Raw genomic sequence first — 18654 nt, 5'->3', positions numbered from 1 at the left:
CATTCCTCGTTGGTCATCAGATTCCGCGCCAAGGTCACCTCCGTCGCAACGGCGATCTTGAATCACGGAGGCGACCGGCTGTGAATCCCTTTTGTCAACACGGCCTAAGCATACAGCCGAGCGGGTTCTATGCCTGGCTGAAGAGACCGCTGAGCAAGCGGGCCCAGGAAGACAAGCGGCAGACCCCGATGCCGAAGGAAGCATGGATCGAAAGTGGCAGGGTTTATGGGCACCGCAAGCTGCATGAAGACCTTCTCGAGCGGGGCGAACGTGTCTGCCCGAATCGCGTTGCCCGCTTGACCAGGCTCGCCGGTATCAAGGCGCAGATCGGCTACAAGCGCCGCCCCGGGAAGTATGGCGGCAAGTCTTCGGTCATGGTCGACAACATCTTGGATCGGCAGTTCGACGTCGCGGCGCCGGACAAGGTCTGGGTGACCGACATCACCTACATCCGGACGCAGGAGGACTTCGCCTACCTTGCGGTTGTCATCGATCTGTTCTCGCGACGCGTGGTCGGATGGTCGGTGTAGCCGCGGCAGACGGCTGACGTCGTGCTCCAGGCTCTGCTAATGGCCACATGGCGGAGGAAGCCGAAGGCTGAGGTACTGATCCACTCGGATCAGGGCAGCCAGTTCACAAGCATGGACTGGGCCGATTTTCCTGAAGGCCCACGACCTCGAGCATTCCATGAGCCGACGCGGCAATTGTCACGACAACGCCGTCGCCGAGAGCTTCGTCAACCTGCTGAAGCGCGAGCGGATCAGACGACGGACCTACCGCACCCGGGAAGAGGCCAGACGGGATGTGTTCGACAACATCGAGATGTTCGACAACCCCAAGCGCAAGCACGCCCGGAACGGAATGCTGTCGCCCGTCGACTTCGAGCGGCAGCAGAAACTGAGACACGAAGGCGTCTAAGAAACGCGGGGCTATTCAGCCGATGGTGATAGGCTGCTCCATGGATGGCTCCTCTCGGTGGAATGCTTCGCAGCTCCCACCTTGGCACATCGCGATGCCGCTGGCCGGGCCATCCACACCATCAATGGCGCCTCGATGGCCAAGCCCCGTGGTGTCCGCGGCGGGCATCGATGAAGGCGATCATCGGTTCAGCGGGCGGTCGAGCTCCGCCTTCGCAAAGCGGATCCGCCGGGCCACGGGTCCGAGCGGCAGATCGGCGCCGACGCCTTGCGAGGAATCTCGTTCGCCGGGGAGGGCTCCGCCCGTCCAGCTCTCAGATCCTCCACAGGAGGATTTGCCGCTGACGCGGACCGGCCCGCACTCCCCCGGACGGTTTCCTGATCCTCCTCGCCCTGGCGAAGCTCGCGGTTCTCGCGCTCCAGCACCTTCAGCCGGTCCGCGACCTCGGCGGGAATGCCCGCCCGCTTGCCGCTGCCGGCTTCCGCCTTCTTGACCCACTGGTTCAGCGTGTGCGCCGGGCAGCCGATCTTGGCGGAGATCGACATGACGGCCTTCCAGCGGAAGCCATGCTGGCTCTCCCTCAGCCATTGGGCTCGAACCAACGGCGCCTCGATGACTTCGATCCAGCACCAGCCTCACGCCGCGGTCCCGGACCTCAGGGGAAAACCTGTTCGTGGTCTTGATCATCGTGGCTTCACTCTACTCACGAGTTGAAGCCGCCGACAGACCCGGGGCGGTTCAGAGAGGATGCGGTAGGCCTGTTCAACGCGACCGCGCAGCAGGGCGCTGTCGGCGCGGGCGGGCTTGGTGTCCGCCGCGATCTCGGTCTCGACCTCGTCGACGCGGGACAAGAGCGCCTCCACTTCCTCCAGATCGCCGCGCCGGATCGCGTCCTCTGCCGCGCTCGTGAGGTTCGCAATCGCTGCCACCCGCTCGTCCGGGCCCTCCACCTGCCGCAGCAGCGCGCAGTAGTCCCCGGCCTTCTTCTCCAGCAGGTCGCGCAGCTCCTCGGGCTGCCGCTCGAAGGCGTCGGCGATGCCGAAACGCGTGGCCAGAGCCTCCGGCTGGTCCGTGCTCGCCTTCGCCAGCGCGCCAAGACTCTGCAGCTTGTCCAGCGCCTCCCCGATCGAGCCGTATTGTTCGGCAATCTCATGAAATGCCCTCTCGATGCAAGTCAGCCGGTCCAGCGTTTCCCGGGCGATCGCTGGGGCGAGGGCATTCATGAAAGTTTGGTCGATGAGCAACCGCGCCAGAACCGGATCGAGCCAGCGGCGGAAGCCCCCCGATCATGCCGTCGCGGCGGACTCCGGGTCCATGTCGGCAAGCCGCGCCGCCATGCGGTCCAGAACCCGCTGTGCGCTCAGATCCGCGGCAGCAAGGCCGGCCGGGGCGGGCATGGCCGATACAAGCATCTGAGGAAACAAGGTCTCGTCGTCTTTCTGCCCGCCGCCGGCGTCGAATCGTCCCTGCAAGTCGCGCACAATCCGTTCCGCCAGCGCCGCGGCGGCATCCTTGCGCGAAAACATGGTCCGCAGGTTCATCAGCCCGCCGATCGCGCGACCGGCGGCGACCGAGAGGACCCGGACCGGAAGGTCGGCGGCATTCAACAGGAGCCCGGGCAGGTCGGCCATCGGCAATCTTCCTCAACGCATGGTCAAGGAATGCCGCGCGCCCGGGCGCTTGCAAGTCCGGAGGGTCAGCCCGAGCAGCTGGCCCCGCCGAGGACGCAGAACTTAGCGCAGTGCGGGTGGTTCAGGGCGACCTCGCCCTCGGCTTCGGCCAGAGTCGCGCCCAGCTCGAATTCCGGGTCGTAGGGCAGGAGGGTGCAGGCCAGCACGGCAGGCCGTTCGGCGCCGCGGCGCTTCACCACCATGCGCGAGGAGGCGCACATGACGCTGTCGGGCGACTTTCCCAGGATGCCCCAGCAGTCGGTGGTGATCTCCGGAACGTCGGCCGTTTCGTCCATCTCGGGGAACAGCACGCAGGCAGCGGGGGACTCCGCGTCGATCGCGTAGCCGCGCACTGCAAACAGCCGGGCGAAACCCGCGCGGGCCTCTGCCTCGGTCTCGCCCCACATGGTGCGGCCCGCGACGGTCATGGCGATTCCGGCATCGCGGAGCCAGTCCATGCCGTCGAGCGTCCTGGCGTAGCTGCCGGTCCCGCGCTCCCCGTCATGCTGGGCCTCGCCGTAATGGTCCAGCGACACCCGCAGGGTCAGCTTGCCGGGATGGGCCGCGTTCAGCCGCAGCAGGCCCTCCTGCACCCGCGGCCGCATCATCGGCTGCATGGCGTTCGTCAGGATCAGCACCTGGTAGCCGCGGGCGAGCGAAGCCTCCGCCATGGCGATCATTCCGGGGTTCATGAAGGGCTCGCCGCCGGTGAAGCCGATCTCGGACACGTCCCAGCCCCGGTCTCCGAGCTGGCCGAGGAAGTCCTCCACCTCCGCAAGCGAGATGTAGGCCAGCCGGTCGTTGGTCGGCGAGCTTTCGATGTAGCAATGCGTGCAGGCGATGTTGCAAAGCGTGCCGGTATTGAACCACAGTGTCGTCGGGTCGCGGAGGGGGACAGTTGCGCGGCGTTCGCCTTTAGCGGTAACATACCGATGCCGGAACTTGTTGCCGCGGGCGGAAATGGCGTGATCGGGCTGGTCTTTCATCGGTCCCCCTGACTGCTTCCGTGGTACATATCCCGCCTGCGGGGATCGGCAAAGCATCGGAGGCTCCTCTGTCGGAGCTGTGAACAGGCACAAGTTGCAAGCGCCCCGCGCCGCCGGGGCAGGAATATGGGGCAGGATCATGGCAGCACGCATCATTCCGGTCGAGGATTTCGACCTGGTCATCTTCGGCGGGACCGGCGACCTCGCCCGCCGCAAGATCCTGCCGGGGCTCTACCGGCGCTTCGTCACCGGCCAGATGCCGCCGGAGGCCAAGATCATCGGCGCGGCACGCGGCGACATGGAGGCGCAGGGCTACCGCGATTTCGTCCGCGCGGCGCTGCATGAATTCCTGCCCGCCGAGGATTGCCGCCCGGGCGACGTGGCGCTGTTCCTCGACCGGCTGGATTTCCAGAGCGTCGACGCCAAGGGCGAGGGCGGCTGGGACGAGATGAAGCCGAAGCTGCGCGACGGCGTGGTGCGGGCCTTCTACTTCTCGGTCAGCCCGTCGCTGTTCGGCGACATCGCGGAACGCCTGAGGACCCACGGTCTGGCGCTGCGCGACAGCCGCATCGTGGTGGAGAAGCCCTTCGGCCATGACCTCGCCTCGGCGAAGGCGCTGAATGCGGCCCTGGCGGAGCATTTCGAGGAAGACCAGATCTACCGGATCGACCACTACCTGGGCAAGGAGACGGTGCAGAACCTGATGGCCGTGCGCTTCGGCAACATCCTGTTCGAGCCGCTCTGGAACCACCAGTACATCGACAACGTCCAGATCACCGTGGCCGAGACCGTGGGCGTGGGCGGCCGCGGCAGCTACTACGACCACTCGGGCGCAATGCGCGACATGGTGCAGAACCACATCATGCAGCTGCTGTGCCTGATCGCGATGGAACCGCCGGCCAAGATGGACCCGGATGCGGTGCGCGACGAGAAGCTGAAGGTGATCCGCGCGCTCGACCCGGCAACGCGGGAACATACCGTGCGCGGCCAGTATGCCGCCGGGCAGGGCGGGCCGAGCTACCTGGAGGATGTCGAGAATCCCGGCTCCATGACCGAGAGCTTCATCGCCATGCAGCTGTCGATCTCCAACTGGCGCTGGAAGGGCACGCCCTTCTTCGTGCGCACGGGCAAGCGGATGAAGGCGCGGGTGTCGGAGATCGTCATCACCTTCCAGGCGACGCCGCATTCGATCTTCGACGCCGATGCCGGCGGCATGCCGAACCAGCTGGTGATCCGGCTCCAGCCCAACGAGGGCATGGACCTGCGCGTCACCATCAAGGAGCCGGGGCCGGGCGGCATGCGCCTGATCGACGTGCCGCTCGACATGACCTTCGCGGAACGCTTCGGCCAGGAGGCGGCAGGATCCGACGCCTATGAACGCCTGATCATGGACGTTATCCGCGGCAACCAGACGCTGTTCATGCGCGGCGACGAGGTTGAGGCGGCCTGGGCCTGGACCGATCCGATCCTGAAGGAATGGGAAGACAAGCACGACCGTCCGCTGCCCTACGAACCGGGCAGCGCAGGTCCCGACCAGTCGCTGGCGCTGCTGCACCGCTCGGGCCGCAGCTGGCGGGAGATCAAGTGATGAAGCTGGTCACCTATCCCGACCGCGAGATGATGATGATCGACGTCGCCAACATGATGGCGGGCGAACTGCGCTCGGCGCTGGCCTCGAACGGCACGGCGACGCTGGCCGTGCCGGGCGGCACCACGCCGGGTCCGGTCTTCGACAATCTCTGCGATGTCGATCTCGACTGGTCCAACGTGACCGTCATGCTGGGCGACGAGCGCTGCGTGCCGGAAAGCTCGGACCGGTCGAACACGCGGCTGATCCGCGAGCGGCTGCTGACCGGCAAGGCGGCGGCTGCGAAATTCGTCTCCTTCGCCATCGACCCGGAAACCGATCTGGAGCGGCTGCAGGCGGAGGTGGAGACGCATCTGCCGCTGAGCCTTCTGCTGCTCGGCATGGGGGCGGACATGCACACGGCCTCGCTCTTTCCCGGCGCGCCGGAGCTCGAGGCCGCGCTGGCCGACGATGCGCCCGCGGTGGTGACGATGACGCCGCAGGACGGGCTGGAACCGCGGGTGACGCTGTCGGGCCGGGTGCTCAAGGGCGCCATGTCCACCCATGTCCTGATCACCGGCGACGAGAAGCGGGCCGCGCTGGAGACTGCGGCATCGCTCCACGATGCGAAAGACGCGCCGATCCGTACTGTGCTCGGCGATGCGACAATCCACTGGGCAGAGTGAGAAGTAGGTACCATGTCTGAGATCTGGCAGAAGCTGGCGGCGCACCGGGCGGCCACCGAAGACGCGAAGATCATCGATCTTTTCGCGGCCGATCCGAAGCGGGCAGAGGGGTTCTCGGCTGCGCTCGGCGAGATGCTGTTCGACTATTCCAAGACCTCGATCGACGCGGCTGCGCTCGACCTGCTGATCGGCCTCGCCGGGGACCGCGGCGTGGCGGAGCGGCGCGAGGCGATGTTCTCGGGCGAGAAGATCAACGACACCGAGGGCCGCGCGGTGCTGCACACCGCGCTGCGCAATCTCGATGCGCCGGTGGTGGTCGACGGCGAGGACGTGATGCCCGAAGTGCGGGCCACGCTCGACCGCTGCTGCGCCTTCGCCGAGGAGGTCCGCTCCGGCGCTTTCCGGGGGCAGGGCGGCAAGATCACCGACGTGGTCAATATCGGCATCGGCGGGTCCGATCTGGGTCCGGCCATGGCGGCGCTGGCGCTGTCGCCCTATGCCGACGGGCCCAAGCTGCATTTCGTCTCCAACGTGGACGGCGCGCAGATCGCCGAGACGCTGGCCGGGCTGGACCCGGAAACCACGCTGGTGATCGTCTCGTCCAAGACCTTCACCACGATCGAGACCATGACCAATGCCGAGACCGCCAAGGCCTGGATGGCCAAGTCGGTCAAGGACCCGGCCGCGCAATTTGCCGCCGTTTCGACCTCGGCCGAGAAGACCGCGGCCTTCGGCATCGACGCCTCCCGCGTATTCGGCTTCGCCGACTGGGTCGGCGGACGCTATTCGATGTGGGGGCCGATCGGGCTGAGCCTGATGATTGGCGTCGGGCCTGACGATTTCCGCGCGTTCCTGAAGGGCGGTGCGGAGATGGACGAGCATTTCCGCGAGGCGCCCTTCGCGGAGAACCTGCCGGTCCTGCTGTCGCTCGTCGGCATCTGGCACCATCAGATCTGCGGCTATCCCTCGCGCGCGGTGCTGCCCTATGACCAGCGGCTGGCGCGTCTGCCTGCCTATCTGCAGCAGCTCGAGATGGAATCGAACGGCAAGTCGGTCTGCATGGACGGCACGGCGCCCGCCACTGTCACCGGCCCGGTCGTCTGGGGCGAGCCCGGCACCAATGGCCAGCACGCCTTCTACCAGCTGATCCACCAGGGCACCGGCGTGGTTCCCTGCGAATTCATGGTTGCCGCCAAGGGCCACGAGCCCGAGCTTGCGCATCACCACCAGCTGCTGGTCGGCAACTGCCTGGCGCAGGCCGAGGCGCTGCTCCTCGGCCGTTCGATGGAGGTCGCGCGCGGTCTGATGGAGCAGGCGGGATTCGAGGGCGCGGAGCTGGAACGCCAGGCCGCCCACCGCGTCTTCCCCGGCAACCGTCCCTCGACCATGCTGGTCTATCCGCAGCTCACGCCGGAGATCCTCGGCAAGATCATCGCGCTCTACGAGCACCGGGTTTTCGTCGAGGGCGTAATTCTCGGCATCAACAGCTTCGACCAATGGGGCGTGGAGCTCGGCAAGGAACTGGCCAAGGCGCTGGGACCGGTGCTTGCGGGCGAAACCGGCACCGCGGACAAGGACGGCTCTACCGCCATGCTGGTGGACTACATCCGCAGCCACGGCTGAGCCCGGCAGGCCGGACGGCTCGAGGGCCCGGGGAGTTCCCCGGGCCCTTTTCCGTTTCCGGGGCCGCCGGGAACCTTCCCGCCGCTCCGCAACCGGTCCAGCGAAACGGACCGCTTCCGCGATCCGCGGAATATGCGATGCTCCGGTGCCGGATGCCGGAAAAGGGGAGGCGGCACATGGACAGGTCGGAACCGCCCCGCGTGCGGGTGCGGCGCATCATGGTGATCGGCGGGCCGGGCAGCGGCCGCGCGGAGCTGGCGCAGTCGGTCGCGCGCCAGACCGGGCTGCCGGTTCTCGATCTGGAGCGGCACTGCGCCGGGGCGGCCGATGCCGCGGAACGCCATGCCCGCGCGAACGCGGCGGCGCTCGGCGAGGCGTGGATCCTCGCGGGAAACGAGCCCGCCACCTGGGACTGGCGCGCGCGGCGGGCGCAGCTGATCGTCTTTGCCGATCTCCCGCTGGAGCAGCGCCTTTGGCGCATCGCGCGGCGGCGGCTGTTCCGGGCAGGCGGCGGCGCGGAAGGCGAATGGGCGGCAGCACGCCGCTATGACCGCGAGGGCCGTCCGGACGCGCTCCGCCTGGTCGGGGCCTGCCATGCCAGGGGCCATCCGCGCTGCGTCGTGCTGCGCAGCCCGGCCGCGCTCGGCTGGTTTGCCGGGAATTTCGCCGCGCGCTTCGCCGTCCTGCCGTGACAGGCGGGACCCGGACATGGAAAAGCGCCCCCCGGAGGGAGCGCTTCCACCATTGGAGGATGGTGCGGGGATCAGTCGTCGCCGCGGCCGGTCGCATCCAGGTAGGCGGCTGCGAGCGTCGCCGTGTCATGGTCGCCGGAAGCGCCGAGCGCGCGGGCCAGCTGGCTGTCCGACGCATCGGCAGAGGCGTTGCGCGAAGCGACTTCGCGGCCGTTGATCACGTAGGACACGCGGGTTGCGTCGTCATTTTCGATCGCGCCCTTCAGCGAGACCAGCTCGGCCGTGGTGTAGGCGCCGGGCTCGACATTCAGGCTGCGGGCCAGCTGGTCGCCTGCGTTGGCGGCGGCGGTAGCCTGGCCGTTCAGGATGAAGTCGGCTTTCTGGCTGTCGCCGTCTTCCAGCGCGTTGCGCAGCTGCACGAGCTGGGCGTTGCTGTAGGTGCCGGCTTCCACGCCGAGCGAGCGGGCCAGCTGGTCGGAGGCATTTGCCGTGGCGGCGGCGCCGGAGACTGCGATTGCGATGGCGGCGATGGCTGCGAATTTGTTGGTCATCTGGTCTTTCCTTCTTCTGCGCCGCGGTCGGCGCGTTTTGTTCTCTGAGGTGGCTGTCTGTGCCGCCTTGGATGAGACGGGATTTAGACTTCTGCCCTGAGGAACGAAACTGCCCGGAATTGCCTCCTGGATGTGAAATGACGCACATCAACTGGATGTGAGGCCGCTTGAAACCGGAGGCAGCCTCCGGCATTGCGCGCGTGCAGGCACGCCTGGTTCCATTGCGTCTTGACCTTCGCGCGCGGCTCGCGCATCCCCGCGCCCCATGGGACAGGATACGACCACACCGAAGGACGGCTGGCGCAATTTCTACGGACGCCGGCACGGCAAGCACCTGCGCGAGAGCCAGCGCGGCTATCTCGAGGAAGACCTCGAGGAGCTGGCGCTCGACGGCATTTCGCGGCGCGACCATGCCGAGCGGCAGGTCTTCGACCCGGCGCTGCGCTTCGGGGACAAGCCCGTCTGGCTGGAGATCGGCTTCGGCGGCGGCGAGCACATGGTCCACCAGGCCGCGCTGCACCCGGAGGCCGGGTTCATCGGCTGCGAACCCTACATCAACGGCGTGGCGATGCTGCTCGGCAAGGTGCGGCAGGCGGGGGTGGAAAACCTCGCCGTGCATCCCGGCGACGTGCGCGATCTCTTCGACGTGCTGCCCGATGCCTCAATCAGCCGCGCCTTCCTGCTTTATCCCGACCCCTGGCCGAAGAAGCGGCACCACCGCCGCCGTTTCGTCACCCGCGACTACCTGGTGCCGCTGGCCCGCGTGCTGAAGCCCGGCGCGATCTTCCGCGTGGCGACCGACATTCCCGACTATGTCCGCCAGACGCTGGAAGAGCTGATGCCCGACCCGGCCTTCGAATGGCTCGCGGAGGGGCCCGATGACTGGCGCCAGCCCTGGGACGACTGGATCTCGACGCGCTACGAGCAGAAGGCCCTGCGCGAGGGGCGCACCCCGCACTACCTGACCTTCCGCCGGACCTGACGCGCCCTCCCTCTCCCCCGCGGGGGGAGAGGGCCGGGGTGAGGGGGAGGCCACGTTGCCGCTAACATCCCCGACCTCTTTCCCGGTGGACCGGGCGTCACGCTTGCGCTAACCCGCCCCCGACACAACGCTGGAGACGACCCGATGGCATCCCACGGCCCTGCAACCCCGATGACGTCGCGCGCCTGCGGGCCGCTCAAGGGCACGGCCGACGTGCCGGGCGACAAGTCGGTCTCGCACCGCTCGCTGCTCTTCGGTGCCATGGCCATCGGCGAGACCAAGATCACCGGCCTGCTCGAAGGCCAGGACGTGCTCGACACCGCCAAGGCAATGCAGGCCTTCGGCGCCGAGGTGATCCGCCATGGCGAGGGCGCCTGGTCGGTCCACGGCGTCGGGGTGGGCGGCTTCGCCGAGCCCGAGCAAGTGATCGATTGCGGCAATTCCGGCACCGGCGTGCGGCTGATCATGGGCGCGATGGCGACCTCGCCGATCACTGCGACCTTCACCGGCGACGCCTCGCTGCGCTCGCGCCCGATGGCGCGGATCACCGACCCGATCGCGCTCTTCGGCGCGCGCGCCTATGGCCGCCAGGGCGGACGCCTGCCGATGACCATCGTCGGCGCGGCCGACCCGGTGCCGGTGACCTACACCACGCCGATGCCCTCCGCGCAGGTGAAATCCGCCGTGCTGCTGGCCGGCCTCAACGCCCCGGGGCAGACCGTGGTGATCGAGAAGGAAGCCACCCGCGACCATTCCGAGCGCATGCTGGCGGGCTTCGGCGCCGAGATCTCCACCGAGGTCACGCCCGAGGGCCATGTCATCACCCTGACCGGCCGTCCGGAGCTGAAACCGCAGACCATCGCCGTGCCGCGCGATCCCAGCTCCGCGGCCTTCCCGGTCGCCGCTGCCGTGCTGGTGCCGGGCTCCGAGATCCTTGTGCCGAATATCGGCCTCAACCCGACCCGCGCGGGGCTGTTCCAGACCCTGATCGAGATGGGCGCCGACCTGACCTATGAAAACGAGCGCCTAGAGGGCGGCGAGCCCGTCGCCGACCTGCGCGTGCGCCACTCGTCCCTCAAGGGCATCGAGGTTCCGCCGGAGCGCGCGCCCTCGATGATCGACGAATATCCGATCCTGTCGGTGCTGGCGGCCAATGCCGAAGGCGTCACGGTGATGAAGGGCGTCAAGGAGCTGCGCGTCAAGGAAAGCGACCGGATCGACGCGATGGCCCGCGGGCTCGAAGCCATGGGCGTCACCGTCGAGGAGGACGAGGACACGTTCATCGTCCACGGCATGGGCCCGGGCAACGTGCCTGGCGGCGGCACCGCGGCGGCGCGTCTCGACCACCGCATCGCGATGAGCTTCCTCTGCCTCGGCATGGCCTCGAAAAAGCCTGTCACCGTCGACGATGCCTCGCCGATCGCGACTTCCTTCCCGATCTTCGTGCCGCTGATGACGGCGCTCGGGGCGGAGCTGGCCGGAGGCTGAGCCCGGATCAGGCGTCGGGGTCTTCGGGCCCCTCGCCGACGCCCTCGTCGGTGGTGCCGACGCTGATGTGCCAGACCCTGTTCTCGGACAGGCTGGAGTTCTCGACATAGGTGACGCGCACCGGCGCCTCGTTGCGCAGGATGTCGTACCAGTAGCTGAAATCGCTGTCGTCGAGCATGCCGACCAGCAGCGATCCGGCGACATAGCCGACCGTGTCGGCGGGTTTCGTTGGCCAGAAATAGATGATGGCGCTCGACACGGGGCCCGAGGACGAACTGCCCGAGAGGCTCAGGAAGAAGCGGTGGGCGTTGGAATTCGTGCGGCTGCGGTTGGTGCCGACGCGGTATTCGGTGACATTCAGCGTTCCCATGGCGGAAACCTCTCCTCATTGCCTGAAATGCACCTGGAGAAGACCCCGAATCCGGCCTCCGGCAAATTGCGGTATTCCGGGAGCAGGTATTCCTGACCCGCGCCATTGCGGAGACGGCCCCGGACGGCCTATGCACGCGCAGAAGACTTGGGCGCGACAGAGGGATGACCGGGACATGAAATTCACCGTTGCCATCGACGGGCCGGCCGCTGCCGGCAAGGGAACCATTGCGCGCTCGCTGGCGGCGCAGTTCGGATTCGGCCATCTGGACACCGGACTGCTCTACCGCGCCACCGCGCGGCGGGTGATGGACGGCGAGGACCCGCTGAGCGCGGCGCTGGCGCTGCAATCCTCCGACCTGCGGCGCGGCGACCTCAGGACCGCGCAGGTCGGGCAGGTGGCCTCCAAGGTCGCCGCCATGCCGAAGGTCCGCACCGCGCTGCTGGATTTCCAGAAGAACTTCGCCCGGCGCGAGGGCGGGGCGGTGCTCGACGGTCGGGACATCGGCACGGTGATCTGCCCCGAGGCCGAGGTGAAGCTCTTCGTCACCGCGACCGATGCGGTCCGCGCGCAGCGCCGCCATGCCGAGCTGTCGCAGAAGGACCCCGCGCTGACCGTCGAGGAAGTGCTGGCCGACCTGCGCGCCCGCGACATGCGCGATGCCGGGCGCGACACCGCGCCGATGACCGCCTCTGCCGATGCGCTGCTGCTCGACACGTCCGAGCTGACCATCGAGGAGGCGATCGAGATGGCCGGCGCGGCGGTGATCGCCAAGATGGCGGTCTGACCGGAGGGGGGAGCTCAGACTCCCCGCTTGTTGCCCCAGAGCAGGACATGCAGCTGCGGCAGGATCCGCGGCCGGAACCAGCCCGATCCCAGCACCTCCGCCACCAGCCAGTCGAGCCGCGCCGTCGCGGCCGCCTGGTCGACCGGCTTGGCCGGGTCGCTTTCGGGATTGCCGGGCTGGAGATAGAGCGGCAGCGACGGATAGCGCGCCGCCGCGTCCCGCGCCCAGTCCAGATCCGTCCCGTCGAAGATCACGATCTTCATCGCGGTCTCCGGCCCGTCCCCGGCCGCCGCAAGGCAGGCCTCGAACGCCGCCCAGTCCGGCCGCTCGCCGCTCGAGGGCGGCTTCGGGCTGAGCACCAGCGTGTCGAGCGCGGCGAACCAGTCGCGGGCGACCGACCCCTGGGTCTCGCAGGCGAAGCGGTAGCCCTCCGCCTTGCCGCGTTCGATCAGCGGCCCGAAGTCCTGGATCGCCGGGTTGCCGCCCGAAAGCGAGACGGTCAGCGGCCGGCCGCCCGAGAGCCGCTCGACCTCGGCCCAGACGCCTTCGGTCTCCATCGCTGCCCAATCGTGGCGGAACCGGCTCTCGACGGCGTGGAGGCTGTCGCACCAGGAACAGCGGTAGTCGCAGCCGCCCGCGCGCACGAACACCGTGGGCTCGCCGATCAGCGCGCCTTCGCCCTGCACGGTCGGCCCGAAAATCTCCGAGATGCGCAGGGTCACGGCCGGTACTCCGCCCAGGTCTTCGGCGTCTCGGAGACCCGCACGGCGCAGGTCTCGGGCCAGCGCGCCCTGCACCAGTCGAAGAAGTGCCGGGCGAGGTTCTCGGCGGTCGAGGGCACGTCCAGCACGTCGTTCAGGTGGCGGTGGTCGAAGCTGCCGTCGATATGGTCCTTCAGCGCCTTCAGCTCGTGATAGTCGCGCACGAATCCGTCGGCATTCAGCTCCGCTGCCGCAAGCTCCACCGTGACGACATAGTTGTGCCCGTGCAGCCGCGCGCATTGGTGGTCGCCGGGCAGGTGGGTGAGCTGGTGGGAGGCGGAGAAGTGGAACTCCTTGGCGATGCGGTACATCAGCCCTGCTCCCGCCCGGCAACGGCCGCGCGCCAGAAGTCGGGATCGGCATAGACGGTCGGATCGGCGACGCCCGCCAGGGCAAAGGCCTCCTGCCGCTCGACACAGGTGCCGCAGCGGCCGCAATGGGTCGCGCCGCCCTTGTAGCAGGACCAGGTTTCGGCGAAGGGCGTGCCGGCTTGCGCGCCCGCGGCCACGATGTCGGCCTTGGAGCGGCGGACGAAGGGCGTGTGCAGCGCCACATCCGCATAGCCGTCGAGCGCGGCGCGCTGCATCGCGTCGAAGGCCTCGGTGAAGGCCGGGCGGCAGTCGGGATAGATGAAGTGGTCGCCGCCATGCACGGCGGTCGCGACGGCATCGTCGCCATTGGCGGCGGCGATCCCGTAGGCGATCGCCAGCATGATCGCGTTGCGGTTCGGCACGACGGTGATCTTCATCGTCTCTTCGGCATAGTGCCCGTCGGGCACGTCTATGTCGCCGGTCAGGGCCGAGCCGGTCAGCGCGGCGCCGAGCGCCGAAAGGTCGACGAGGTGGAACGGCACGCCCAGACGCCGCGCGCAGGCTGCGGCGAAGTCGATTTCCTTCCTGTGGCGCTGGCCGTAATCGAAGGACACGATGCGCGAGAGGTCTCCGGCGGCGGCGAGCACATGCGCCAGCGACACGGAATCGAGTCCGCCGGAGCAGACGAGGGTGGTCTTCATGATATCAGTCCTTGTTTTGTTGACCGGGTAGGCTGCGACCGGTGGCGCGGGATTAGGCGTTCCGCGCGCAGAACGCAATGGCGTGCCATGGCGAGGGTTCGCATATGCGCAACGCGGCTGTGCGTTCAGGCAGGTTGCAGCCGCAGCATCGGAACGCCTAGCTAGGGGCAACGCGGGCCCGCGACGGGCCTGTCCCGTCCTGTCAGGAGTTCGAGTGATGCTGGACAAGCTGAACTGGCGCTATGCCGTGAAGAAGATGGATCCGGAGCAGAGCGTGCCGGAGGAAAAAGTCGAGAAGATCCTCGAGGCGATCCGCTTCGCGCCGACCTCCTCGGGGGTGCAGCCCTTCGAGGTCTTCGTGATCACCAATCCCGAGCTGCGCGCCAGGATCCAGGAGACCGCCTACGGCCAGCCGCAGATCACCGAGGGCTCGCACCTCCTGGTCTTCGCTGCCTGGGACAACTACACCGCCGAGCGCATCGACGCGGTGCTGGCCGCCAACGAGGCGGCGCGCGGGCCGTCCGAGACCCTGGCCGCCTATTACGAGCGGCTCAAGGGCATGTACCTGCCGCGCACCGAGGACGTGAACCACGGCCATGCCGCACGCCAGGCCTATATCGCCTTCGGCTTCGCGCTTGCCGCTGCAGCCGAGCTCGAGGTCGACTCGACCCCGATGGAAGGCTTCGAGCCGGAAAAGGTCGACGAGCTGCTCGGGCTGCGCGAAAAGGGCCTGCGGTCCGTCACGCTGCTGCCGCTGGGCGTTCGGGCGGCCGAGGGCGACTGGCTGCAGGGCATGGCGAAGGTGCGCAAGCCTTCCGAAGAGCTTTTCACCGTCATCGCCTGAGCCGGGGCGGACCAGCAGGGGCGGTTCCGTGCCGCCCGTGCTTGCGTTCACCGCGAATTGGGACTATATCGCGCACCGTCGAAGGCCGTCAGAGCCGGGACAAGGGCAGGGTCGGGGAAAGCTCCGGCCCGTTTTGTTTATGTGTGGCCCACGTTCCAGACGCGACAGACCAAACCAAAGACCGGCGGAGACAACCGTTCGGCCAGCAACATGACATGAAGGAACACCAAAGCCACATGGCGAACGCATCCATGGAGGAATTCGAAGCCCTCCTGAACGAAAGCTTCGAACTCGAGACCCCGACCGAAGGCAACGTCGTCAAGGGCCGCGTGCTGGCAATCGAAGCCGGCCAGGCAATCATCGACGTCGGCTACAAGATGGAAGGCCGAGTCGATCTCAAGGAATTCGCGAATCCCGGCGAGGCTCCCGACATCACCATCGGTGATGAGGTCGAAGTCTACCTGCGCCAGGTCGAGAACGCGCGCGGCGAAGCCGTGATCTCCCGCGAGATGGCCCGCCGCGAAGAGGCATGGGACCGTCTCGAGAAGGCCTATGCCGAAGAGAAGCGCGTCGAAGGCGCGATCTTCAACCGCGTCAAGGGCGGCTTCACCGTCGATCTCGGCGGCGCGGTTGCGTTCCTGCCGGGCTCCCAGGTTGACGTCCGCCCGGTGCGCGACGCCGGCCCGCTGATGGGCCTCAAGCAGCCGTTCCAGATCCTGAAGATGGACCGCCGCCGCGGCAACATCGTGGTGTCGCGCCGCGCGATCCTCGAAGAGTCCCGCGCCGAGCAGCGCGCCGAAGTCATCGGCAAGCTGTCCGAAGGCGATGCGGTCGAGGGCGTCGTCAAGAACATCACCGAGTACGGCGCATTCGTCGACCTCGGCGGCGTTGACGGCCTGCTGCACGTCACCGACATGGCGTGGCGCCGGGTCAACCACCCGTCCGAGATCCTGTCGATCGGCGAGACCGTCAAGGTCCAGGTCATCAAGATCAACAAGGAAACCCACCGCATCAGCCTCGGCATGAAGCAGCTGATGGCAGATCCGTGGGATTCCGTCGAAGCCAAGTACCCGCTCGAGTCGGTCCATACCGGCCGCGTCACCAACATCACCGACTACGGTGCGTTCGTGGAGCTGGAGCCGGGCGTCGAGGGCCTCGTTCACGTCTCGGAAATGTCCTGGACCAAGAAGAACGTGCACCCCGGCAAGATCGTGTCGACCTCCCAGGAAGTCGAAGTCATGGTGCTGGAGATCGACTCCGCCAAGCGCCGTGTCTCTCTCGGCCTGAAGCAGACGATGCGCAACCCGTGGGAAGTCTTCGAAGAGCGCCACCCGGTGGGCACCGAGGTCGAGGGCGAGGTGAAGAACATCACCGAGTTCGGCCTGTTCATCGGCCTCGACGAAGAAATCGACGGCATGGTGCACCTGTCCGACCTGACCTGGGAAGGCCGCGGCGAGGACGTCATCGGCAACTACCGCAAGGGCGACGTCGTCAAGGCAGTGGTCACCGAGGTCGACACCGACAAGGAGCGCATCTCGCTCTCCGTCAAGGCCCTGGGCGGCGACCCCTTCGCGGAAGCGATCGACGGCGTGAAGCGCGGCGCGATCATCACCGTGAACGTCACCGCGATCGAGGATGGCGGCATCGAGGTGGAATACGAGGGCATGAAGTCCTTCATCCGCCGTTCGGACCTGTCCCGCGACCGTTCCGACCAGCGCCCCGAGCGCTTCCAGGTCGGCGACAAGGTTGACGTCCGCGTCACCAACATCGACGCCCGTTCGCGCCGTCTCGGCCTGTCCATCAAGGCCCGCGAGATCGCCGAAGAGAAGGAAGCCGTGGAACAGTACGGTTCCTCCGATTCCGGCGCATCGCTCGGCGACATCCTGGGCGCAGCGCTCAAGGGCGACCGCTGAGTCACCCCGCAGCGCGAGTGCTGAAAAGATCGGGCGGCTCCCTCCGGGGGGCCGCCTTTGCATTTTGCGGAATCGAGTTCCCGGCGGGCCGCGGGCGCCGAATCGCGGGCGCCGGGCAGGGCCGCGGCGCGCTTCCGGGCTGGCGCCTTTCACCATGTTATCCCGGATGCTGCGCTGCTGAGGCCCGGCTTGGGGGCGGATCGGCCGTCCGTGGCTCCATAAGGCGCGGAATTCGCAAGAAATCTCTTTTCTAGCGCGCCGCTTTCCGGTTAGCGTTCACGCCACTAGGGGCACCCGACGCGCCGAGGAGGAACAAGATGATCAGGTCCGAACTGATCCAGAAGATCGCCGATGAGAACCCGCATCTGTACCAGCGCGACGTGGAGAAGATCGTCAACACGATCTTCGAGGAGATCATCGAGGCGATGGCCCGCGGCGACCGCGTTGAACTGCGCGGCTTCGGCGCGTTTTCGGTGAAGCGGCGCGACGCGAGAATTGGCCGCAATCCCCGCACCGGCGAGGCGGTTGAGGTCGAGGAGAAGCACGTGCCATTCTTCAAGACGGGCAAGTTGCTGCGCGACCGCCTGAACGATGAAGAAGAATAGGACCGGGCCAGAGTCATGCGTTACGTAAAGATCGTCATCGCCGTCATCATCGCGATTCCGCTGATCACCATTTTCTATGCCAACCGCCAGATCGTCGAGCTGGTGATCCTCCCCGAGACGCTGGAGCGCTTCATCGGGCTCAACGCTATCATGGGCCCGATTGCGGTGCCGCTGTGGGCGGTGGCCATCGGCTTCCTCGCGCTCGGCCTGGTGCTGGGCTTCTTCTGGGAGTGGTTCCGCGAGCACAAGCACCGCCACGAGGCCGCCAAGGGCCGCCAGTCCAAGGCCGAACTGCAGGCGGAGGTGAAGAAGATGAAGGCCCGCCAGAATGCCGGCAAGGACCCGGTGCTGGTGATGGTCGAGGAAACCGCTCCGGCGCGCTGAGCCGGAAGGGCAAGGCCATGGCAGGCGCCAAGATATGCGGGCTGACAGCCCCGGAGCAGGTGGAGGCGGCGACCCGGGCAGGGGCCGCCTTCGTCGGTTTCGTGTTCTTCGCGAAATCGCCGCGCAACCTTTCGCTGGGGCGGGCTGCCGAACTGGCGGCGCTGGTGCCGCCGGGCATCTGCAAGGTGGCGCTGACCGTCGATGCGGATGACGCGGCGCTGGAGGCGATCACCGCCGCGGTGCCCATCGACCTGCTGCAGCTCCACGGCAAGGAAAGCCCGGATCGCGTGGCCGAGGTGAAGGCCCGTTTCCACCTGCCGGTGATGAAGGCGCTCGGCATTGCGACGGCTGAGGATGTCGCCGCGGTGGCGCGCTACAACGGCGTGGCGGACATGTTCCTGCTCGATGCCAAGGCGCCGAAGGGCGCGGAGCTGCCGGGCGGGAACGGGCTGGCCTTCGACTGGCGGCTGCTGGCGGGCAGGAAATTCGCCCGGCCCTGGATGCTGGCCGGCGGGCTGACCCCGGAAAATGTTGCCGAGGCGGTTGGGCGGACCGGTGCACCGAATGTCGATGTCTCTTCGGGGGTCGAAAGCGCGCCGGGCATCAAGGATGCGGAGAAGGTTGCCCGCTTCGTGGCTGCGGCCAAGGCGGCCGAGGCCGATCCGGTGCCCATCCTGCGCTGACCCCTCCACCGGAAAAACGGGCCCGCAGGGCCTGTTGGAGGGCGCATTGGCGCCCTTTTCCGGTCCCTGGCTGCGGGGGGCTTCTGCCTCCCGGGGCCGGGGACAACCGTCTCAGCGGTTCCTGCGGTTCTC

General features: G+C 67.6%; 20 protein-coding genes, 2 pseudogenes and 1 other annotated feature. Of the genes and pseudogenes, 13 read left to right on the top strand and 9 right to left on the bottom strand.

Annotated features, from left to right (window positions below; translation table 11 throughout):
* Nucleotides 1–918 (top strand): annotated as a pseudogene (locus HCC78_RS28345) (IS3 family transposase); the annotation flags it as partial.
* A gap of 105 nt (nt 919–1023) precedes the next feature.
* Nucleotides 1024–1140 (bottom strand) — a sequence feature (AL1L pseudoknot).
* Nucleotides 1141–1310: 170 nt separating this feature from the next.
* On the opposite strand, the pseudogene HCC78_RS34115 reads toward HCC78_RS28345, so the two are convergent.
* From HCC78_RS34115 to HCC78_RS28325, 4 genes and pseudogenes are all read right to left on the bottom strand, one after another.
* A pseudogene (locus HCC78_RS34115) lies at nt 1311–1605 on the bottom strand (transposase); the annotation flags it as partial.
* Nucleotides 1602–2141 carry a hypothetical protein gene (locus HCC78_RS28335; protein WP_172332117.1) on the bottom strand — a complete coding sequence of 180 codons (540 nt, stop codon included), beginning with the start codon at nt 2139–2141 and terminating at the stop codon, nt 1602–1604. The gene HCC78_RS28335 and the pseudogene HCC78_RS34115, both read right to left, overlap by 4 nt.
* A 63-nt stretch (nt 2142–2204) precedes the next feature.
* Nucleotides 2205–2549: a hypothetical protein gene (locus tag HCC78_RS28330; protein WP_172332116.1), complete on the bottom strand. Its 345-nt coding sequence runs from the start codon at nt 2547–2549 to the stop codon at nt 2205–2207.
* Between the two features lie 65 nt (nt 2550–2614).
* Nucleotides 2615–3574, bottom strand: a complete 960-nt coding sequence (locus tag HCC78_RS28325) for a radical SAM protein (RefSeq protein ID WP_172332115.1) — start codon at nt 3572–3574, stop codon at nt 2615–2617.
* 139 nt (nt 3575–3713) lie between these two features.
* Here HCC78_RS28325 and zwf point away from each other — a divergent pair, with 139 nt between their 5' ends.
* The 4 genes from zwf to HCC78_RS28305 all read left to right on the top strand — a co-directional run bounded on the left by zwf (nt 3714) and on the right by HCC78_RS28305 (nt 8142).
* Nucleotides 3714–5162, top strand: a complete 1449-nt coding sequence (zwf, locus tag HCC78_RS28320) for a glucose-6-phosphate dehydrogenase (protein ID WP_172332114.1) — start codon at nt 3714–3716, stop codon at nt 5160–5162.
* Entirely contained in the window at nt 5162–5827 is a 666-nt protein-coding gene (gene pgl, locus HCC78_RS28315; RefSeq protein WP_172332113.1) for a 6-phosphogluconolactonase, read from the top strand. The genes zwf and pgl overlap by 1 nt, the downstream gene beginning before the upstream one ends.
* 12 nt (nt 5828–5839) lie before the next feature.
* Nucleotides 5840–7450, top strand: a complete 1611-nt coding sequence (gene pgi, locus HCC78_RS28310; RefSeq protein WP_172332112.1) for a glucose-6-phosphate isomerase — start codon at nt 5840–5842, stop codon at nt 7448–7450.
* 176 nt (nt 7451–7626) lie between these two features.
* Complete coding sequence (locus HCC78_RS28305; protein WP_172332111.1) at nt 7627–8142, top strand: hypothetical protein; 516 nt, start codon at nt 7627–7629, stop codon at nt 8140–8142.
* A gap of 71 nt (nt 8143–8213) precedes the next feature.
* Here HCC78_RS28305 and HCC78_RS28300 read toward each other — a convergent pair whose 3' ends face one another.
* A complete protein-coding gene (locus HCC78_RS28300; protein ID WP_172332110.1) occupies nt 8214–8693 on the bottom strand; it encodes a hypothetical protein in 480 nt (159 codons plus the stop codon).
* Between the two features lie 265 nt (nt 8694–8958).
* On the opposite strand from HCC78_RS28300, the gene trmB reads away from it, so the two are divergent.
* Together trmB and aroA are read left to right on the top strand one after the other, a co-directional pair.
* Nucleotides 8959–9675 (top strand): tRNA (guanosine(46)-N7)-methyltransferase TrmB, encoded by a 717-nt coding sequence (gene trmB, locus HCC78_RS28295; protein WP_172332109.1) that lies wholly within the window; start codon nt 8959–8961, stop codon nt 9673–9675.
* Nucleotides 9676–9819: 144 nt separating this feature from the next.
* Nucleotides 9820–11163, top strand: a complete 1344-nt coding sequence (gene aroA / locus HCC78_RS28290) for a 3-phosphoshikimate 1-carboxyvinyltransferase (protein ID WP_172332108.1) — start codon at nt 9820–9822, stop codon at nt 11161–11163.
* 7 nt (nt 11164–11170) lie between these two features.
* On the opposite strand, the gene HCC78_RS28285 is transcribed toward aroA, so the two are convergent.
* Complete coding sequence (locus tag HCC78_RS28285) at nt 11171–11533, bottom strand: hypothetical protein (RefSeq protein WP_172332107.1); 363 nt, start codon at nt 11531–11533, stop codon at nt 11171–11173.
* Nucleotides 11534–11708: 175 nt separating this feature from the next.
* On the opposite strand from HCC78_RS28285, the gene HCC78_RS28280 reads away from it, so the two are divergent.
* Nucleotides 11709–12320: a d(CMP) kinase gene (locus HCC78_RS28280; protein ID WP_172332106.1), complete on the top strand. Its 612-nt coding sequence runs from the start codon at nt 11709–11711 to the stop codon at nt 12318–12320.
* A 14-nt stretch (nt 12321–12334) separates the two neighbouring features.
* Here the strand turns inward: HCC78_RS28280 and queE are convergent, their stop codons facing one another.
* From queE to queC, 3 genes are read right to left on the bottom strand one after another with little or no spacing between them, the layout of a single operon-like run.
* Complete coding sequence (queE, locus tag HCC78_RS28275; RefSeq protein WP_371743951.1) at nt 12335–13042, bottom strand: 7-carboxy-7-deazaguanine synthase QueE; 708 nt, start codon at nt 13040–13042, stop codon at nt 12335–12337.
* Nucleotides 13039–13392, bottom strand: coding sequence for a 6-carboxytetrahydropterin synthase QueD (gene queD / locus HCC78_RS34110; RefSeq protein WP_253949410.1), 354 nt, complete (start codon nt 13390–13392; stop codon nt 13039–13041). The genes queE and queD overlap by 4 nt, the downstream gene beginning before the upstream one ends.
* The gene (gene queC / locus HCC78_RS28270; RefSeq protein WP_172332104.1) at nt 13392–14093 is read right to left on the bottom strand and encodes a 7-cyano-7-deazaguanine synthase QueC; all 702 of its coding nucleotides are present in this window, start codon (nt 14091–14093) and stop codon (nt 13392–13394) included. Before queC ends, queD begins: the two co-directional genes overlap by 1 nt.
* 214 nt (nt 14094–14307) lie before the next feature.
* Here queC and HCC78_RS28265 point away from each other — a divergent pair, with 214 nt between their 5' ends.
* The 5 genes from HCC78_RS28265 to HCC78_RS28245 all read left to right on the top strand — a co-directional run bounded on the left by HCC78_RS28265 (nt 14308) and on the right by HCC78_RS28245 (nt 18522).
* On the top strand, nt 14308–14937 hold the full coding sequence (locus HCC78_RS28265) for a nitroreductase family protein (RefSeq protein ID WP_172332103.1): 630 nt from the start codon (nt 14308–14310) through the stop codon (nt 14935–14937).
* A gap of 215 nt (nt 14938–15152) precedes the next feature.
* Nucleotides 15153–16850, top strand: a complete 1698-nt coding sequence (gene rpsA, locus HCC78_RS28260; RefSeq protein ID WP_172332102.1) for a 30S ribosomal protein S1 — start codon at nt 15153–15155, stop codon at nt 16848–16850.
* Nucleotides 16851–17167: 317 nt separating this feature from the next.
* Nucleotides 17168–17455: an integration host factor subunit beta gene (ihfB, locus tag HCC78_RS28255; protein WP_172332101.1), complete on the top strand. Its 288-nt coding sequence runs from the start codon at nt 17168–17170 to the stop codon at nt 17453–17455.
* 15 nt (nt 17456–17470) lie between these two features.
* Nucleotides 17471–17839, top strand: a complete 369-nt coding sequence (locus tag HCC78_RS28250) for a LapA family protein (protein ID WP_172332100.1) — start codon at nt 17471–17473, stop codon at nt 17837–17839.
* Nucleotides 17840–17856: 17 nt separating this feature from the next.
* The gene (locus HCC78_RS28245) at nt 17857–18522 is read left to right on the top strand and encodes a phosphoribosylanthranilate isomerase (RefSeq protein WP_172332099.1); all 666 of its coding nucleotides are present in this window, start codon (nt 17857–17859) and stop codon (nt 18520–18522) included.
* The last annotated feature ends 132 nt before the right edge of the window (nt 18523–18654 follow it).

This window comes from Mangrovicoccus sp. HB161399, from assembly GCF_013184745.1.
Lineage (GTDB): Bacteria > Pseudomonadota > Alphaproteobacteria > Rhodobacterales > Rhodobacteraceae > Mangrovicoccus.
The sequence above is the reverse complement of the archived record's forward strand: the minus strand, read 5'-3'. Positions and strand labels throughout refer to the sequence as shown.

Excerpts from the sequence above, each read along its gene's own strand:
- HCC78_RS28335 (WP_172332117.1), bottom strand. The coding sequence starts at position 2,141 with ATGAATGCCCTCGCCCCAGCGATCGCCCGGGAAACGCTGGACCGGCTG.
- HCC78_RS28330 (WP_172332116.1), bottom strand. The coding sequence starts at position 2,549 with ATGGCCGACCTGCCCGGGCTCCTGTTGAATGCCGCCGACCTTCCGGTC.
- HCC78_RS28325 (WP_172332115.1), bottom strand. The coding sequence starts at position 3,574 with ATGAAAGACCAGCCCGATCACGCCATTTCCGCCCGCGGCAACAAGTTC.
- zwf (WP_172332114.1), top strand. The coding sequence starts at position 3,714 with ATGGCAGCACGCATCATTCCGGTCGAGGATTTCGACCTGGTCATCTTC.
- pgl (WP_172332113.1), top strand. The coding sequence starts at position 5,162 with ATGAAGCTGGTCACCTATCCCGACCGCGAGATGATGATGATCGACGTC.
- pgi (WP_172332112.1), top strand. The coding sequence starts at position 5,840 with ATGTCTGAGATCTGGCAGAAGCTGGCGGCGCACCGGGCGGCCACCGAA.
- HCC78_RS28305 (WP_172332111.1), top strand. The coding sequence starts at position 7,627 with ATGGACAGGTCGGAACCGCCCCGCGTGCGGGTGCGGCGCATCATGGTG.
- HCC78_RS28300 (WP_172332110.1), bottom strand. The coding sequence starts at position 8,693 with ATGACCAACAAATTCGCAGCCATCGCCGCCATCGCAATCGCAGTCTCC.
- trmB (WP_172332109.1), top strand. The coding sequence starts at position 8,959 with ATGGGACAGGATACGACCACACCGAAGGACGGCTGGCGCAATTTCTAC.
- aroA (WP_172332108.1), top strand. The coding sequence starts at position 9,820 with ATGGCATCCCACGGCCCTGCAACCCCGATGACGTCGCGCGCCTGCGGG.
- HCC78_RS28285 (WP_172332107.1), bottom strand. The coding sequence starts at position 11,533 with ATGGGAACGCTGAATGTCACCGAATACCGCGTCGGCACCAACCGCAGC.
- HCC78_RS28280 (WP_172332106.1), top strand. The coding sequence starts at position 11,709 with ATGAAATTCACCGTTGCCATCGACGGGCCGGCCGCTGCCGGCAAGGGA.
- queD (WP_253949410.1), bottom strand. The coding sequence starts at position 13,392 with ATGTACCGCATCGCCAAGGAGTTCCACTTCTCCGCCTCCCACCAGCTC.
- queC (WP_172332104.1), bottom strand. The coding sequence starts at position 14,093 with ATGAAGACCACCCTCGTCTGCTCCGGCGGACTCGATTCCGTGTCGCTG.
- rpsA (WP_172332102.1), top strand. The coding sequence starts at position 15,153 with ATGAAGGAACACCAAAGCCACATGGCGAACGCATCCATGGAGGAATTC.
- ihfB (WP_172332101.1), top strand. The coding sequence starts at position 17,168 with ATGATCAGGTCCGAACTGATCCAGAAGATCGCCGATGAGAACCCGCAT.
- HCC78_RS28250 (WP_172332100.1), top strand. The coding sequence starts at position 17,471 with ATGCGTTACGTAAAGATCGTCATCGCCGTCATCATCGCGATTCCGCTG.
- HCC78_RS28245 (WP_172332099.1), top strand. The coding sequence starts at position 17,857 with ATGGCAGGCGCCAAGATATGCGGGCTGACAGCCCCGGAGCAGGTGGAG.